Annotated in this window: 18 protein-coding genes; 7 read left to right on the forward strand and 11 right to left on the reverse strand. The window is 69.1% G+C overall.

Annotation, left to right across the window (positions count from 1 at the left end; genetic code table 11):
• Positions 1-31: 31 nt before the first annotated feature.
• The gene (locus tag HGBR_RS08695) at positions 32-487 is read right to left on the reverse strand and encodes a MarR family winged helix-turn-helix transcriptional regulator (protein WP_019158949.1); all 456 of its coding nucleotides are present in this window, start codon (positions 485-487) and stop codon (positions 32-34) included.
• Between the two features lie 148 nt (positions 488-635).
• Between HGBR_RS08695 and HGBR_RS20370 the strand changes: the two genes are divergently transcribed.
• From HGBR_RS20370 to HGBR_RS08715, 4 genes are all read left to right on the forward strand, one after another.
• Entirely contained in the window at positions 636-938 is a 303-nt protein-coding gene (locus tag HGBR_RS20370; protein ID WP_019158950.1) for a hypothetical protein, read from the forward strand.
• Between the two features lie 46 nt (positions 939-984).
• Positions 985-2,211 (forward strand): NAD(P)/FAD-dependent oxidoreductase, encoded by a 1,227-nt coding sequence (locus HGBR_RS08705; protein ID WP_019158951.1) that lies wholly within the window; start codon positions 985-987, stop codon positions 2,209-2,211.
• Between the two features lie 112 nt (positions 2,212-2,323).
• On the forward strand, positions 2,324-2,536 hold the full coding sequence (locus HGBR_RS08710) for a helix-turn-helix transcriptional regulator (RefSeq protein ID WP_026077456.1): 213 nt from the start codon (positions 2,324-2,326) through the stop codon (positions 2,534-2,536).
• Positions 2,533-3,093: a hypothetical protein gene (locus tag HGBR_RS08715; RefSeq protein ID WP_019158953.1), complete on the forward strand. Its 561-nt coding sequence runs from the start codon at positions 2,533-2,535 to the stop codon at positions 3,091-3,093. The genes HGBR_RS08710 and HGBR_RS08715 overlap by 4 nt, the downstream gene beginning before the upstream one ends.
• A 165-nt stretch (positions 3,094-3,258) precedes the next feature.
• On the opposite strand, the gene ilvD is transcribed toward HGBR_RS08715, so the two are convergent.
• Positions 3,259-5,001 carry a dihydroxy-acid dehydratase gene (ilvD, locus tag HGBR_RS08720; protein ID WP_019158954.1) on the reverse strand — a complete coding sequence of 581 codons (1,743 nt, stop codon included), beginning with the start codon at positions 4,999-5,001 and terminating at the stop codon, positions 3,259-3,261.
• 792 nt (positions 5,002-5,793) lie between these two features.
• On the opposite strand from ilvD, the gene HGBR_RS19880 reads away from it, so the two are divergent.
• On the forward strand, positions 5,794-6,216 hold the full coding sequence (locus tag HGBR_RS19880) for a hypothetical protein (protein ID WP_147522399.1): 423 nt from the start codon (positions 5,794-5,796) through the stop codon (positions 6,214-6,216).
• A gap of 153 nt (positions 6,217-6,369) precedes the next feature.
• Here HGBR_RS19880 and HGBR_RS21020 read toward each other — a convergent pair whose 3' ends face one another.
• Positions 6,370-6,492 carry a hypothetical protein gene (locus tag HGBR_RS21020; protein WP_019158956.1) on the reverse strand — a complete coding sequence of 41 codons (123 nt, stop codon included), beginning with the start codon at positions 6,490-6,492 and terminating at the stop codon, positions 6,370-6,372.
• A gap of 258 nt (positions 6,493-6,750) precedes the next feature.
• Here HGBR_RS21020 and HGBR_RS20210 point away from each other — a divergent pair, with 258 nt between their 5' ends.
• Positions 6,751-7,110, forward strand: coding sequence for a PKD domain-containing protein (locus tag HGBR_RS20210; protein WP_019158957.1), 360 nt, complete (start codon positions 6,751-6,753; stop codon positions 7,108-7,110).
• Positions 7,111-7,188: 78 nt separating this feature from the next.
• Here HGBR_RS20210 and HGBR_RS08735 read toward each other — a convergent pair whose 3' ends face one another.
• The 6 genes from HGBR_RS08735 to HGBR_RS17215 all read right to left on the reverse strand — a co-directional run bounded on the left by HGBR_RS08735 (position 7,189) and on the right by HGBR_RS17215 (position 12,976).
• Complete coding sequence (locus HGBR_RS08735; protein ID WP_019158958.1) at positions 7,189-8,193, reverse strand: 2-hydroxyacid dehydrogenase; 1,005 nt, start codon at positions 8,191-8,193, stop codon at positions 7,189-7,191.
• A 37-nt stretch (positions 8,194-8,230) separates the two neighbouring features.
• Complete coding sequence (locus HGBR_RS08740; protein ID WP_019158959.1) at positions 8,231-8,740, reverse strand: MarR family winged helix-turn-helix transcriptional regulator; 510 nt, start codon at positions 8,738-8,740, stop codon at positions 8,231-8,233.
• Positions 8,737-9,555: a CE1759 family FMN reductase gene (locus HGBR_RS08745; RefSeq protein WP_019158960.1), complete on the reverse strand. Its 819-nt coding sequence runs from the start codon at positions 9,553-9,555 to the stop codon at positions 8,737-8,739. The genes HGBR_RS08740 and HGBR_RS08745 overlap by 4 nt, the downstream gene beginning before the upstream one ends.
• A 105-nt stretch (positions 9,556-9,660) precedes the next feature.
• Positions 9,661-10,839, reverse strand: a complete 1,179-nt coding sequence (locus HGBR_RS08750; RefSeq protein ID WP_019158961.1) for an LLM class flavin-dependent oxidoreductase — start codon at positions 10,837-10,839, stop codon at positions 9,661-9,663.
• A 217-nt stretch (positions 10,840-11,056) separates the two neighbouring features.
• Positions 11,057-11,461 (reverse strand): TOBE domain-containing protein, encoded by a 405-nt coding sequence (locus tag HGBR_RS08755; RefSeq protein WP_019158962.1) that lies wholly within the window; start codon positions 11,459-11,461, stop codon positions 11,057-11,059.
• A gap of 93 nt (positions 11,462-11,554) precedes the next feature.
• Positions 11,555-12,976 carry an MBL fold metallo-hydrolase gene (locus tag HGBR_RS17215; protein WP_019158963.1) on the reverse strand — a complete coding sequence of 474 codons (1,422 nt, stop codon included), beginning with the start codon at positions 12,974-12,976 and terminating at the stop codon, positions 11,555-11,557.
• Positions 12,977-13,441: 465 nt separating this feature from the next.
• Here HGBR_RS17215 and HGBR_RS08765 point away from each other — a divergent pair, with 465 nt between their 5' ends.
• Positions 13,442-13,756 carry a metal-sensitive transcriptional regulator gene (locus tag HGBR_RS08765; RefSeq protein ID WP_083882813.1) on the forward strand — a complete coding sequence of 105 codons (315 nt, stop codon included), beginning with the start codon at positions 13,442-13,444 and terminating at the stop codon, positions 13,754-13,756.
• A 54-nt stretch (positions 13,757-13,810) separates the two neighbouring features.
• On the opposite strand, the gene HGBR_RS08770 is transcribed toward HGBR_RS08765, so the two are convergent.
• Together HGBR_RS08770 and HGBR_RS08775 are read right to left on the reverse strand one after the other, a co-directional pair.
• The gene (locus tag HGBR_RS08770) at positions 13,811-14,617 is read right to left on the reverse strand and encodes an ABC transporter ATP-binding protein (protein WP_019158965.1); all 807 of its coding nucleotides are present in this window, start codon (positions 14,615-14,617) and stop codon (positions 13,811-13,813) included.
• Positions 14,614-15,705, reverse strand: a complete 1,092-nt coding sequence (locus HGBR_RS08775; RefSeq protein WP_019158966.1) for a FecCD family ABC transporter permease — start codon at positions 15,703-15,705, stop codon at positions 14,614-14,616. The genes HGBR_RS08770 and HGBR_RS08775 overlap by 4 nt, the downstream gene beginning before the upstream one ends.
• Positions 15,706-15,715: the final 10 nt, after the last annotated feature.

The raw sequence follows: 15,715 nt of genomic DNA on the forward strand, positions 1-15,715 counted from the left end.
CGCGCGACCCGACCGGCTCAGCGGAGGACTTTCAGCAGTCCTCCGCTGAGTCGAGTTCGACGCGGGCGACGAGCGCGAAGAGACGGTCGCGCAAGTCGGCCAATTCGTCCGTGTCCATCTGGAGCTCCTCCAGGATGGCGTGCGGGATGCCCTCCGCGTCTGCGCGCAGGGCGCGCCCCGCGTCGGTGAGGCGGACGATCCGACTGCGCACGTCCTCGGGAGCGGGATGACGGGTGATGAGCCCGGCACGCTCCAGGCGGGCCAGCAGCGGCGAGACCGTCGCGGGCTCCAGCCGGACGGTCTGGGCGATGTCACCCTGGCGCCGACCGTCCTCCTCCCACAGCGTCAGCAGGACGAGGTACTGCGGATGCGTGAGCCCCAGGGGCGCCAGATGCGGACCGTACATGCTCACGACGGTGCGCGCGGCGACGGACAGGGCGAAGCAGACCTGTTCGTCCAGTCGCAGAAGATCCTTGTCCGATTCCACCTGATGAGGCTACACCGCGGGCTGGAGTTCATGCGATCGGCTCGCAGTCACATGATAAAATTAGGGCACGAATGGTCCTCGATGCGCCGGTCTGGGAGACTCGCATCTGACCGCATCCGACCACGTGAGACCTCAGGAGCAGGACACCATGTCTGACACACGCGACCCGCACCCCTTCGAGCCTGCGGGCCCGGGCGATCCGGCGGAGGAGCCCACTGCGGTCCTGGGCGACGACCCGGACGCGGACGTGCAGGTGGTGCCCGCATCCAAGCCGCGCGGTGACGACGGATTCGGCCTGGGCTACCGGTTCTTCTTCCGCTTCCAGTACACGCTGCTCCACGTCATCGGACCCCCGCGCCTGACCGCCAGCATGGACCCGCGCACGCGACTCAAGGCCGACTACGAGCGACGGAAGGCACTGCACCAGCAGTGGAAGGCCTCACGCGGCTGACCCACCCCCAGAGACCGACACCGGCACCCGACGGAAGGTGGACCCGATGCAGGACGCATACGACTACGTGATCGTGGGAGCAGGAGTCGCCGGGGCCTCGGCCGCGCGGGCCATCCGGCGGCACGACGAAGAGGGGACGACCCTCGTCATCGGCCGTGAGGACGACGCCCCGTTCTACCGCCCGGACCTGTCGAAGACCCTGTGGCTCGACGAAGACGCAGCACAGGGCGGGGAGCCTGCTTCCGGGTGGCTGCTGGACGACGAGGCCCGGGCGGACCTGGTCACGGGCGTGAGCGTGACGGCGATCGACACGGAGGCGAAGTCGCTGGCCCTGTCGGACACGTCGACGGTGGGCTACGGCCGCCTGCTCCTGGCGACCGGCGCGCAGCCGCGCACGCTCGATCTGCCGGAGTCCGACCGCATCCTCACCTACCGGACACTGGCGGACTACCGGCGCCTGCGCGGGTTGGCGCAGACGGGTTCCCGAGCGGTCGTCGTGGGCGGCGGGTACATCGGCGCCGAGGTCGCCGCCGCGCTCGCGCAGAACGACGTGGCGGTCACGCTGCTGATGCGCGGCGAGACCGTCCAGGGCCACATGTTCCCCCAGCGCCTGGCGCAGGAGGTCACGGAGGAGTTCCGTGCTCGCGGGGTGACGATCGTGGGCGGCACCGGCGCGCAGGCCGCGCGGGTGGACGGCGATACGGTCGTCGTGACGGACACGACCGGCGCAGAGCACGTCGCGGATGTCGTGATCGTGGGGGTGGGCGTCACCCCGGAGGATCAGGTGGCGCAGCAGGCGGGGATCACCGTGGAGGACGGGATCGTCGTCGATGACACGCTGGCGACCAGCGCGCCGGATGTATGGGCGGCCGGCGATGTCGCCCGCTACGAGGATGACCTCCTGGGCGTGCGCCGCGTGGAGCACGTGAACAATGCGGAGCGGATGGGGTCGATCGCCGCGCAGAACATGGTGCGGTCGCGCATCGGAACGGATGAGCTGCGCCGCTACGACTACACGCCGTTCTTCTGGTCGGACCTCTTCGACTACGGGTACGAGGCGGTGGGGATCCTCGACTCCTCGCTCACGACGGTCGAGGACTTCACCGACGACGGCTCCGCGGGCGTCGTCTACTACGTGGACGGCGGGACCGTGCGGGGCGTGCTGCTGTGGAACGTGTGGGACTCCGTGGACACGGCGAAGGCGGTCATTGGCCAGTCGATCACTGAGCCCCAGGACCCGGACGATCTGGTGGGGCGCATCCCACTGGGATGACAGGGAGCCGCAGCTCTCACCGCACCCGGATGTTCAAGATCCTTGACATTGCTATGTGAAGTCGACTTAACATAGCAATGTCAAGGATCGTCGACATTCAGGGGTGGGGATCATGCCGGATGACCAGTCCCCCATCCGCGCGCTGCGCAGATCCGCCGGCCTCACGCAGGGCCAGCTGGGCGGGTACGCCGGGGTCACCCGGCAGACGATCGCCGCGATCGAGAAGGGCGACTACGCCCCCAGCGTCTACCTGGCACTGCGCATCGCGCGGCGCCTGGACTCCACCGTCGAACACCTCTTTCCCCTGGACAAGGAGCCGTCATGACTACGAACAGCAGTGGAGAGCGCCGCAGCTTCGCGACTGTCGCGGACCGCCTCGTCGGCCTCAAGGACCCGTCCATGGGTGACGAGCGCGAGCGAGACATCATCCTGCGTGCAGGAACCACCGCGATGACCGTCTCGATCTTCACGATCCAGACACTGGGGGTGCTCCTGGCCGTCATCGGTGTGGGCCTGTGGTCCGGCGTCGTACTCGCCGCTGCGGTCATCCCCGGCGTCGCCTACACCTGGTACTGCCAGAGCAGCGGACTCGACACCACTCAGAGTTACGCCAAGATCGCGGCCCGTCGCAGGAACTGGTCGGTCATGGCCGGCCTCGCGATGGCAGCCGCGTGGATCGGCGCCCTGTCATTCCACATGCTCACAGGATCGCCCCTGGTGCAGGCGGGGATCCAGGGCACCGTCGGAACGGGGAACTCCACGGCCATCGGGCTGGTGGTCGGCGGTCTCATCGGCGGAACGATCGGCGTCTTCACCCTCTCCCGCTCGTCCCGTGCCGGCGCGAAGCGCAACGCGGCAGATGACGAGGACGACGAGGACTGAGCACTGTCCGAGTCTCCACGACCCCGGCCACGGTGCAGACGGCGGTCACACGGGACGTCTGCGCACACTCGACGACAGCGGGGGCTGCGAACCATTCGGTTCGCAGCCCCCGCTGTCGTGGCGCCGTGCTGGAGTGCCGGGCGACCGCACGATCGCCGGCGCCCGTCAGACCGTGATGGCTCCCACGGACGCGGACTGCACGAGCTTCGCGTACTTGCCCAGGACTCCGTGCAGGCGCGGGTTCTCCGGGACGGTCCAGTCCTTGCGGCGCTCCTCGAGCTCCGACTCCGGCACGTGCAGCTCGATGCTGCGCGCGGCGATGTCGATGGTGATCTTGTCGCCGTCGCGGACGAAGGCGATGGGTCCGCCGTCGACGGCCTCGGGTGCGACGTGGCCGATGCACAGGCCGGTCGAGCCGCCGGAGAAGCGGCCGTCCGTGATGAGCAGGACGTCCTTGCCGATGCCCGCACCCTTGATGGCGCCGGTGATCGCCAGCATCTCGCGCATGCCGGGGCCGCCCTTGGGACCCTCGTAACGGATGACGATGACGTCGCCCTTCTTGAGCTCGCCGTTCAGCACGGCGTCCATGGCGGGCTGCTCGCGGTCGAAGACGCGCGCGGTGCCCTCGAAGACGTCCGCATCGAAGCCGGCGGACTTCACGACCGCACCGCCCGGAGCCAGCGATCCCTTGAGGACGGTGAGACCGCCGGTGGGGTGGATCGGGTCGTTGAGGGCGCGCAGGATCTTGCCGTCCGGGTCCGGCGGGTTGATCTTCGCCAGGTTCTCCGCGACGGTCTTGCCGGTGACGGTCATGCAGTCGCCGTGCAGCAGGCCCGCGTCCAGCAGGGCGCGCATGACGACGGGCACGCCGCCGATCTTGAAGACGTCGTTCATGACGTACTCACCGAAGGGCTTCACGTTGCCCAGGTGGGGCACGCGGTCGCCGATCCGGTTGAAGTCGTCCAGGCTCAGCTCGACGCCGGCCTCGTGGGCGATCGCCATGAGGTGGAGGACGGAGTTCGTGGATCCGCCGAATGCCATCGTCACAGCGATCGCGTTCTCCAGCGACTCCTTCGTGATGATGTCCTTCGTCGTGATGCCGCGCTTGAGGAGGTTCACGACCGCGTCGCCGGACATGCGCGCGAAGACGTTGCGGTTGCGGTGGATAGCCGGCGGGGCGGCGGAGCCGGGCAGGGACATTCCCATGGCCTCGGCGGCCGAAGCCATCGTGTTGGCGGTGTACATGCCGCCGCACGCTCCCTCGCCGGGGCAGACTGCGCGCTCGATGGCGTCGACGTCCGCCTCCGTCATCGTGCCGGCGCGGCAGGCGCCCACGGCCTCGAAGGCGTCGATGAGGGTGACTTCCTTCTCCGTGCCGTCGGACAGCTTCGCGGTGCCCGGCATGATCGAGCCGTTGTAGAGGAAGACGCTGGAGAGCTCCAGGCGGGCCGCGGCCATGAGCATGCCGGGAATCGACTTGTCGCAGCCGGCCAGCAGCACCGAGCCGTCCAGGCGCTCACCGCCGAACACGGTCTCCACGGAGTCGGCGATGACTTCGCGGGAGACGAGCGAGTAGTGCATGCCCTCATGGCCCATCGAGATGCCGTCGGAGACGGAGATGGTGCCGAACTCCAGCGGGTAGCCGCCGGCGGCGTGGACGCCTTCCTTGGCGAAGCCGGCCAGGCGCTGGAGGGAGAGGTTGCAGGGGGTGATCTCGTTCCACGACGAGGCGACGCCCACCTGGGGCTTCTGCCAGTCGTCGTCGCCCATGCCCACGGCGCGGAGCATGCCGCGGGCGGCGGCCCGTTCGATACCGTCGGTGACGTCGCGAGAGCGGGGCTTGATGTCGATGCCGGGCTCCGGTTGCGCGGCGGTGGAGGATGTGGGCTGGGGGTCTTCGCTGCTCATGCTCGCATCCTAGGACTGCCGTCTCAGCTGTCTTCCCCCGGCCCGCATGGCGGACCCCAGTGGCGCTGCCGAGGCCCCGGTCCCGGGTCCGTCGTCGCGTCACCCGGGCGGGTGAGGGCTGCGGGAGCATGGGGTTGTTGAGGGTCGTGACCTGCGGTGATGGCGCGGGGCACGAGCTCACCGGCGGCACCGTCTGACGCGGCCTCCGCGGGCGTTCCGCGAGGCGGACCGTCTCAGAATCAAGCGCGGGACGGGCGGATCGGCAATACCGAAACGCTTGTATGCGCATAGTCGAAGGGCGCGCTGACCGATCAGCCCGCCGCCCATCCCTCGACGGACCAGCGGCTGGTTCGAAACACCGGTGAACGCACCGGGCCGTCGAACCAGGCGCTGGTCTCTCAGAGGACCGAGGAATCCGATGTGTCTGTTTCTGCGGCACAGACGGAAGTAGTCACCGAGTTATCCACAGATCCAGCTCTGCTGTTCCGTCAGCTGCGAACTCTTCTTAGTGTGGCGAGAGTGGTGTGAGGGGGAGTCGGGACGACGCTGACGGGGTGATGAGGGATGAGGCACGCTCGACAGACCGGACTGCGCGCATGGCGAGCGACGAGCGCGGTCGCTGCGTTGGCGATCGCAGCTCTCCTTCTGACAGCGTGCGGTGGCGAGCCCGGAGCACAGGAGACCGTCGGTCCCACGGGAGGAGCGCCGTCACCCGCCTCGGAGCAGTCCTACGCCCCGACCCTCCCGCCCTACACGAGCGACGTCGAGCTCACCGATGAGGAGACCGCACAGGTGGAGGACACCCTCCAAGCGATCGACGAGTACATCTACTACTCATCGACAACTTCTGACGAAGGCGCGATTGGAATCGACCGACTCGCAGACGCGAACAAGATCTCTGAAGGCTTGCGAGACGCCTATGTCGAAATGAAAGACGAAGCAGACGCAAGCGGAATGTCACTCGCCGGTGAAGTAGAGATCTCCGAGATGGCCGTTTGGGAACATACTCCAAACGACTCTGGCTACTACGGATTCTGCCTGGAATTTCGGGACTGGGGCCTTGTGGATCCAACTACCGGCCTGGACGAAAGCGGGGACTCACCGCCGGCGGACAGGACTCAGCTCGCTGAACTTCAAGCCGAGTTTGATGATGGAGCCCCCGCCCTCCAGAACTTACGATTCGACGCGCCTGAGAACGAATGCAAGAACTTGTGATTTGGCATGCTCACCTTGTCGCTGATTAGAAATGGCGCCGCAACTGCCACGATGATTGCGCTACTACTCAGCGGAGCGAGTTTCTCTGTCTCGCTGGCGGCAACTCAGTCCGTCCCTTCATCCGCCCCTGACTGCACCCTGCTTGAGGGCGGCTCAGTCGAATGCCGAAATGACCGACACGGAGACGGCGGTGGCGGCGACCGTGACCGCGGCGGCGGAGGTGGTGGCGGCGGCGGCGGAGGCGGTGGTGGTGGCGGTGGCGGAGGTGGAGGCCACCAGCCACCTCCGGAGCGCGGCCCATTCGACGACCTTCCGCCCGGCCTTGAGTGCGACTACGACGGACCGTGCGGCTACATTCCGGACCTGCCCGACGCTCCCCCGCCTGACGACGGCGGAGGCGGCGAGTACGTCCCTCCCCCGGTCCCCAGCGAGTCCGATTTCGCGTCGTTCCCCATCCCGCCCTCGGACCCGTACGCACTGCCGGTCGACTGGACCGTCACGGGCAAGCCCACCGCGTTCTGGGCGGACGCAGGGGTGAAGGAGTTCGACGCAGAGCTCCTGGGCTTCCCCCTGCGGGTCCGCGCAACACCGATCGAGTACCACTGGGACTTCGGCGACGGGACCTCGACAACGTCGCCCTCCCCCGGATCGGAGCCCCGCCGCCCTGAACTGGGGACGATCACCCACACCTACTCGGAGAAGGGCGAGCGCACCGTCACCCTCACAACCGGCTACACCGGCGAGTACAACTACGGCGACGGCTGGAACGACATCGACGGCAGCGCCGCCGTGGAGAGCGACGGCCTGCCCATGACCGTGTACCGGTACCACAAGTACCGAGTCGAGGATGACTGCGCGGACAACCCCTACGGCTCAGACTGCGCTCCCAGTTGATCGCCTCTGCCGGAACCTGAACGCAGGCGAGCCAGCACCCTCACCGACCGTTCGGCGGTGGCGATGCTCCTATGGATGTCAGTCCTCCGACACGTCCACCACGTTCAGCAGCTTCTTGCCCACGCTCAGCCGGTACAGCTGCTCGACCAGCAGGTTCTCGATCCGTGGATGGAACGCGGACGCGTTGCCGCCCACGTGCGGAGTCAGCAGTGTGCCCGGGGTCGACCACAGCGGGTGGTCCGCCGGCAGTGGCTCAGGATCGACGACGTCCAGCGCGGCCTGCAGACGCCCCGTCTCCAGCTCCGCCACCAGCGCGTCCGTGTCCACGACTCCGCCGCGCGCCACATTCACGATCAGTGCCCCATCCGGCAGTGCCGCGAGGAACTCCTTGTCGACCAGCTTGTCCGTCCGCTCCGTCAGCGGCGTGATGAGCACGACGACCTCCGCCGTCGGCAGCAGGTCCGGCAGTTCGTCGATGCTGTGGATGTGCCCGCGGTCGTCGTCGCGCGCACTCGTGGCGACACGCGTCTGCTCGACCTCGAACGGCGCGAAGCGATCGAAGATCGCGTTCCCGATCCCACCCGCACCCACGATGAGGATCTTCCGGTCGGCCAGCGACGGCCGCTGCCGGTGGTTCCACTGCTGCTGCGACATGTCGCGCGCAGCATCGTCGACGCCGCGCAGCCGCGCCAGCGTCAGCGCCACCGCCAGCTCCGCCGTCGCCGCGGCATGCACGCCCGAGGCCGTCGCCACCGTCACCTCCGGCCCCACCTTGCCGATCACGGCGTCGTAGCCGGTGGTCTGCATCTGCACGAACTTCAGGTTGGGCAGTTCGCCCAGCTTCTCGATGGTGGGGCCGTGATCCGGGTACGGGAGGATCACGGCGTCGATCGACGCCTTGTTGAGGCCGCGTGACTGCTCATCCGCGGACCACACGACGAAGTCGAGCTGCCCCTGCTGATGGTCGACGATCTTCGCATCGACGTGCGCACGCAGCTCCTGCGTGGGGAACGCGACGGTCTTGACGAGTCCTGCCGGGAGTGTCTGGGCACCCTCGGTGCCGCTGCGTGCTTCTTCGCTCATGCGCCCAGTCTGGCATGCCCCGGAGCTGCCCGGCCCGTCAGGAGTCGACGGCAGCCCGCATCTTCTCCATGACCGTCTCCAGCGCCGCGATGTCGTCCTCGTCCAGCACGTCGTCGAAGACCGCCCGGATCTGCTCCCGGTGATCACGTCCGGCGCGCATGAGCGCTCGCGCACCGTCCTCCGTCAGCACGATGTTGTGCGCCCGCTTGTCCTCCGCGCACGGCAGCTTGTCGACCCAGCCGCGCTCCACGAGCACGCCGATCCGATAGCTGAGCCGGGGCACGGAGAACACGATCCGGTCCGCCAGCACACTCATCGTGAGCGTGCGCTCCGGCGCCTCCGCCAGCACCATGAGCAGGTTGTAGTCGGCCATGTCCATGCCGGCGTCCGCCTTGAGCCCCGCCTGCAGCCGGGCCATCACCCGCTCCGAGGTCTCCAGGTACGTCCGCCAGACCTCCAGCGTCCGCGCCTCGCCAAGGAGGTCCGCTCCCGGGCCCAGTCCCAGGCCGCCGCCGGTCTGCCCACAGGGCAGCAGCGGAGCGGTCACTGTCCCAGCAGATCCGCGAAAGGCGTGATCTGCTCCGGGTCGAACTCGTCGCGGTCCCGCTGGGCCCGCGCCCGCTCCCCCATGCCGGAGGGCGTGATCGCGGACTTCCCGGACTCCTCCGCCGGTCCCGCGTACGGGATCGTCCGGTCATACCCCTCCGTCGCCGAGGTCCCCTCGCCTCCCCGAGTCCCGGTCGCCCGGGGTGACTCCCCCGCAGTGCCGGCCGGGGCCTCGGCGGGGGTGTCCTCTGCCGTGCCGGCGGCGACGGCACCGGGGTTGAGCGCCAGGGTCAGCTCTGCGAGCTGGTCGGTCGCGGCCTGGATGCGGGCGTCCAGACCGGACTGGGCACCGCCGGCCCAGTCGTCCGTGGCGGCGAAGACGGCGGTGGGCAGCGCGTATCCCTTGAGGTAGGAGATCATGGGCCGCATCGTCGACTCGATCGCCAGCGAGTGGCGCGGCGTCCCGCCGGTCGCGCCCAGCAGCACCGGAGTGCCGGCCAGCGACGCGTCGTCGACCAGCTGCCAGAACAGCGTGTGGATGCCCGCCGGCGCACCCTTGTACACGGGTGCGACCGTGATGACGGCCGAGGCGCGGGCGACGGCCGCGAACGCCTCCTCCAGCTGGGGCGCCGGGAGGCCGGACACGGTCAGCTCCGTGAGCGCCTTCGCCAGGTGGCGGACGTTCAGGTGCGTGGTGCTCACAGTGGCGCCCGCGGCCTCGAGCGCGGTCTGCGCGGAGGCGAGCATCCGCTCCGTGAGGCGGGTGGTGGTGGAGTCCTCGCTCAGGCCGGTGGAGACGGCGACGATCTCGATCATGGGACTTCCTTTCGAACGAGTGCGGTGCAGGGGCGGCGGTGCCGATGCCCGGGACGGTGACGGCGGCGAGTGCCGCGGCCACCGCCCGGGCTGTGCGTCCGGCGATCAGGACCGCGCGGCGGCCTTCTTCTGCGCCTCCTCCTGGGCGGCCAGGCGGTCGGCGTACGCGCGGGTGCCGGGGGCCCCGCCGGGGACCGGGTCCTTGCCGGCCCGGTGGCGGGCGACCAGCCACTCGTGGGTGGGGGCGCCCGGGATGTCCGCGGGGCGGTTGGCGGCGAACTCCTTGCGCAGCGCCGGCACGACCTCCTCGCCCAGGATGTCGATCTGCTCCAGGACCGTCTTGAGCGGCAGTCCCGCGTGGTCCATGAGGAACATCTGGCGCTGGTAGTCGCCGGCCCACTCGCGGAACCCGGCGTAGCGCTCGATGACCTCCTGCGGCGAGCCCACGGTCAGCGGGGTCTGCGCGGTGAAGTCCTCCAGGCTGGGGCCGTGGCCGTAGACGGGCGCGTTGTCGAAGTAGGGGCGGAACTCACGGACCGCCTGCTGCGAGTCCTTATGCATGTAGACCTGGCCGCCCAGACCCACGAACGCCTGGTCCGCGCGGCCGTGGCCGTAGTACTCGTAGCGCTGGCGGTAGAGGTTGACCATCCGCGCCGTGTGGCTGGTGGGCCAGAAGATGTTGTTGTGGAAGAAGCCGTCGCCGTAGTACGCCGCCTGCTCCGCGATCTCCGGGCTGCGGATCGAGCCGTGCCACACGAACGGGGGCACCTCGTCCAGCGGCCACGGAGTGACGGTGAAGGAGTTGAGCGGCGTGCGGAAGTTGCCCTCCCAGTCCAGGTTCTTCTCGCGCCACAGGCGGTAGAGCAAGTTGTAGTTCTCGACCGCCAGCGGGATGCCCTGGCGGATGTCCTTGCCGAACCACGGATAGACGGGGCCGGTGTTGCCGCGACCCATCGTGAGGTCGACGCGCCCGCCCGCCAGGTGCTGGAGGTACGAGTAGTCCTCGGCGATGCGGACCGGATCCGTCGTCGTGATGAGGGTCGTCGCGGTCGACAGCTGGATGCGCTCCGTCTGCGCCGCGATGTTCGCCAGCAGCACGGGCGGGTTCGCGGGTGCCACGAACGGCGGGTTGTGGTGCTGGCCGGTCGCGAAGACGTCGAGGCCCGCCTCCTCCGCGTGCTTGGCGATCGTGACCGTCGCCTGGATGCGCTCGTGCTCCGTGGGGGTCGTGCCGTTCGTCGGATCCGTCGTGACGTCGCCGATCGTGAAGATGCCGAATTCCATCGCTGCCTCCTGGCTGCCGCCGGCCTCGCGGGTTCGCGCTCCGGCAGATCGTCAAGTTCTCAACTATTTACTGAAAACTTTAACCAATTGAACGGCAGGATTGTTCCCGGGGGTGCGTGTGGTCCGTCACCGCGCTCGACCGGCACCAGAAGTACGGCTGCGGCGACCGACGATCAGCGCCCGCGCACGGCTCCTCGACTCCGAGGGAAGTGAGGCCTCAGGCGCCTTCGATGGTCACGTTCGTGGCCTTGACGACCGCCGTCGCGATCGAGCCGGGCGCCAGCCCCAGCTCCTGCACAGACTCGGTCGAGATGAGCGAGACGACGCGGAACGGGCCGCACTGCAGCTCGACCTGGCTCATGACCGTGTCGGAGACGACGTTCGTCACGAGGCCCGTGAGGTGATTGCGGGCGGACCGGCGCCCGGCACCCTCGTCCAGCGCGGCCAGCCGCTGATTCGCGGCATCTTCGCGTGCAAGCTGCGCCAGCGAGGTCCCGTCGACCAGAATACGACCAGAGCCATCGGCCGACGCGGCCAGGCGCCCGCGGTCGATCCACCGGCGGATCGTGTCATCGGAGACGCCCAGCAGGGACGCGGCGACGCTGACCTTCATCTGCGACATGACTGCAGGCTAGCACCGGGAGGCGGCCGCCCTCGTGTGCGCGGACGGGACGAATCGGTCGCCGCGAACCCGGTGGGCCCGCGGCGACCCGCCTCATCTCTCCGCAGGAACAGCCGGCACATTCCCGGGCACGGAGACCCAGCCCTGATAGCTCCCCTCCATCTCCGCGACGTCGTACCCGGCGCGGCGCAGTGCGCTCGCAGCGACGCTGTTGCGGACCCCGCTCTGGCAGTACGACACGATCGTTCCGCGCTCCGGCAGCTCGTCCAGGTGCCACAGCACCCGGCCGCCGGACAGCTGGTGCGCACCGGGCACGTGACCGGAGGCGAACTCCGTCTTGTTCCGCACGTCCAGGAGCATGACGTGGTCGACGTCATTCAGCTCCGTGGGCGACACCTGCCGCGGCACCACGAGGTCCAGCCCGTCGAGCGAGCCGATCCATCCGCGCACCGCGTCGATGCCCACTCTCACGAGGTGATCGCGCATCCGCCGCGCGTCCTCGTCCGATTCCGCCAGCAGCACCACCGGCCGCGTCTCCGACTCCGGGTCGTACGCCCAGGCCCCGAAGCTCGCGGTCTTCGCCGCCCCGGGGATGTTGAGGGAACCGGCGACCGTGCCCTCGTGGACCAGACTGTTGTGCCGCGTGTCGACGAGGATCACCCGATCCTCCTCGAGCTCCTGCCGCAGCCGGCCCGGGGTGTACTCGACGAGGTCCGGCAGCGTGCCCAGCACTGCCGGCCCCTCCCTGTTCTGCCTCTTCATGCGGCCGAAGTAGGCGTGCGCATCCGGTTGTCCGCCCAGCAGCTCGTCGATGAAGCCCTGCTCATCGTCGTTCCGCAGGTAGTGGGACCACCACGCGAACGCGCGCTCGTATCCGACGGTCGTCGACGGGATCGCACCCAGGGCCTTCCCGCACGCACTCCCGGCACCGTGCGCAGGGTGGACCTGCACGTAGTCCGGCAGCGCGAGGAAACGATCCCGCAGGCTGGCGTACATCTGCTGGGCGCCCACGAAGCGGGTGTCCACCCCTCCGGCCGCCTCGTCCAGCAGGTCCGGGCGACCCAGGTCGCCCACGAACACGAAGTCACCGCTGAACAGATAGCCCGGCTCCGCCGCCTGCGGCCCGTCGGTCACCAGCAGCGACATGTGCTCCGGCGTGTGCCCCGGGGTGTGCATCGCCTCGACCGTGAGATTGCCGATCCGGATGCGGTGCCCGTCCTTCATGCGGACAGCGCCGTCGAACTCCGGCCCGTACGTCCAGTCCGGCCCACCCTCGTCGGAGACGTAGACGGTCGCGCCGGTGGCCGCGGCGAGCTCGCGCGTGCCGGCCAGGTAGTCGGCGTGGATGTGCGTCTCCGTCACCGCCATGATCCGCAGGCCGTGCGCCTGCGCGCGGGACAGGACCTCGCTCAGATCTCGCCGGGGATCGATGACGAGCGCTTCGCCGCTCGCCTGACAGCCGATGAGGTAGCTCGCCTGTGCGAGGTCTTCGTCGTAGATGCGCTCCAACAGCATGGTCAACTCCTTCGGATGGGACAGGCGGCCGCGCCGTCAGCTGTCACATGTGATCGTCGAGGTCCTGGCATTCGCCTGCTCGTCCCGCCACTCCCCAGTGTGTCTGCCGAGCCCGCCCACTTCCACTGTCATCGCGGATTGTCAGGCGATCGCCGGAACAGGCGCGAGACGAAGCCGCCGCGCGCCTCCTTCGCCTCCGCCACCTCAGCAGGCGAGTGATTCCCGCCGCACCACTGGGCACGGGGCACCGTGCTCCTCACCTGGGCCACGTGCTGACCACACCCCGCCCAGGTCGTCTTCCCGCAGATGCGGCATCCCACCGGTCGGCACATCGCACGTCCTTCCTCTCTCTGTCCTCGAATCATCTAGATACCCCCGGGGGTATCTAGAGATCACTATACCCCGCCGGGTATAGTGAATGCGAGACGGGATCACTCGACCCCCCACGCCGGAGGAGGACACTCGATGACGACAGAGCACACAGGAACAGGAGCGGAAGAACTGGTGGACCAGTCCCCGTTCGCGGACCCGGAGGCGAAGAGGAAGGTGCTGAACCGCCTGCGCCGCGCACAGGGGCAGCTCACGGCCGTCATCGCCGCGGTGGACGACGACTCCCACTGCCGCGACGTGGTCCAGCAGCTGTCCGCGGTCTCGAAGGCGCTGGACCGCGCCGGATTCCTCGTCATCTCCCACGCACTGCGTCAGTGCATGACGGACCCCGACGGGAACAGCACGGAGAGCCCGGAGGAGCTGGAGAAGCTGTTCCTCTCCCTCGCGTGACCGTGTGCGCGGGTCGGACGACATCAGGCCGGACCTCCCGCCGGGGGTGAGGCCTCACTCACCCCTGGAGTGATGCCTCCCCACAGGCACGACGAGCGGTGAGCCGGAGACCGGGTCAGGGATGACCTGCGAGTGGAGTCCGAACACGTCCGCGACGGTCTGCGCAGTCAGCACGTCCCGGGGTGCGCCCTGCGCGTAGACCTTCCCGTCGTGCACGGCGACCAGCTGGTCCGCGTACCGCGCCGCCAGATTCAGATCGTGGAGGACCATCGCGATCGTCGTGCCCGACCGCCGGTTGAGGTCGGTCAGCAGATCGAGGACCTCCACTTGGTGAGCGACGTCCAGGAAGGTCGTGGGCTCGTCCAGCAGAAGCAGATCCGACTGCTGCGCCAGGACCATCGCGATCCAGACACGCTGACGCTGACCACCGGACAGCTCGTCGACGGGACGGTCCGCCAGGTCGGTCGTGTCCGTGACCAGGAGCGCCTCGGCCACCGCGCGATCGTCCGCCTCGGACCAGCGCGCGAACATCCCCTGGTGGGGGTGGCGGCCACGTCCCACCAGGTCGGAGACGATGATCCCCTCCGGGGCGATGGGCGACTGCGCCAGCAGCCCCAGGACGCGCGCGACCTCCTTCGTGGGCATCGCGTGGATGTCCCGCCCGTCCAGCAGGACCCGCCCGGACTGCGAAGTCAGCAGTCGTGCCATCGCCTTGAGCAGCGTCGACTTGCCGCTTCCGTTCGCGCCGACGATCGCGGTGATCCTGCCGGGTGCCACCTGCAGGTCCAACTCCCGGATGACGGTCCGGTCGCCGTAGCCCAGCGTCACATCCTGTGCGACGAGTGTGCGGTCGGTGGTCACTGCGCGCCTCCGGTGCGGGTCGAGCGGATGAGGAGATAGATGAGGTACGGCGCACCCAGCACACCGGTGATGACGCCCACCGGGTACCGGGTGCCGAAGGCGAACTGCCCTGCGAAGTCTGCCACGAGGATGAGGAGCGCACCCACGAGCGCGGCGGGGAGGAGCGGGGACCCCGCGGAACCGGCCGAACCCAGCAGTCGCACGGAGATGGGGCCCGCGAGGAACGCGACGAACGCGACCGGCCCCGCCGCCGCGGTCGCGAACGCCAGCAGCGTCACGGAGAACAGGATGAGGAGGACCCGCGTGCGCTCGACGCGAACGCCCAGCGCTGCGGACGTCTCCTCGCCCAGCCGCAGAGCGTCGAGGCTCTTCGCGAGCAGCGCCAGGACGGCCCCGGCCACCACGACCGCGACCACGAGCGGCAGCACCTGGTCCATCGTCGACCCGTTGAGGTTGCCGTTGAGCCAGCGCATGGCGGTCTGCAGGTCCCACTGCGCGGCGCGCGAGAGGACGTAGGACACGACGGACTGCAGCATCGCAGAGATGCCTATGCCGATGAGGATGAGACGGGTGCCGGACAGGCCGTCCCGAAACGACAGGAGATAGATGACACCGGCCGTCACCAGCGCCGCGAGCGTCGCAACGATCGACACGGCGGTCTCCGACATCGACAGCAGGACGATGCAGAACACCGCCGCCGCCGAGGCCCCGGAGCTGATCCCGATGATGTCCGGGCTGGCCAGCGGGTTGCGCAGCATCGTCTGGAAGGTGATGCCGGCCATCCCGAACGCTGCACCCGCCAGGGCACCCACGAGCGCACGCGGCAGCCGCAGCACGCCCACGGTGAACGAGGCGCCGGGCACCTGCTCGCCCAGGAGCACGCGGATGACCTCCGCGGGACTGAACGTCTGCCGCCCGAACAGGAGCGACACCGCGACCGTGACCAGGATGAGGACGGCCAGCACTGCGCACACCAGCAGGTACCTGCGCCGGCGCGCGCGACGGCCCGCACTCACCTGCGCGATGACGGAGGCGACCGGAGGCGTGGAAGCCGTCCCGGCCTCGGGCGCGCCCGGCCGGGCGACCACCCGCCCTCCT

The organism is Brevibacterium senegalense (assembly GCF_000285835.1).
Classification (GTDB): Bacteria; Actinomycetota; Actinomycetes; order Actinomycetales; family Brevibacteriaceae; genus Brevibacterium; species Brevibacterium senegalense.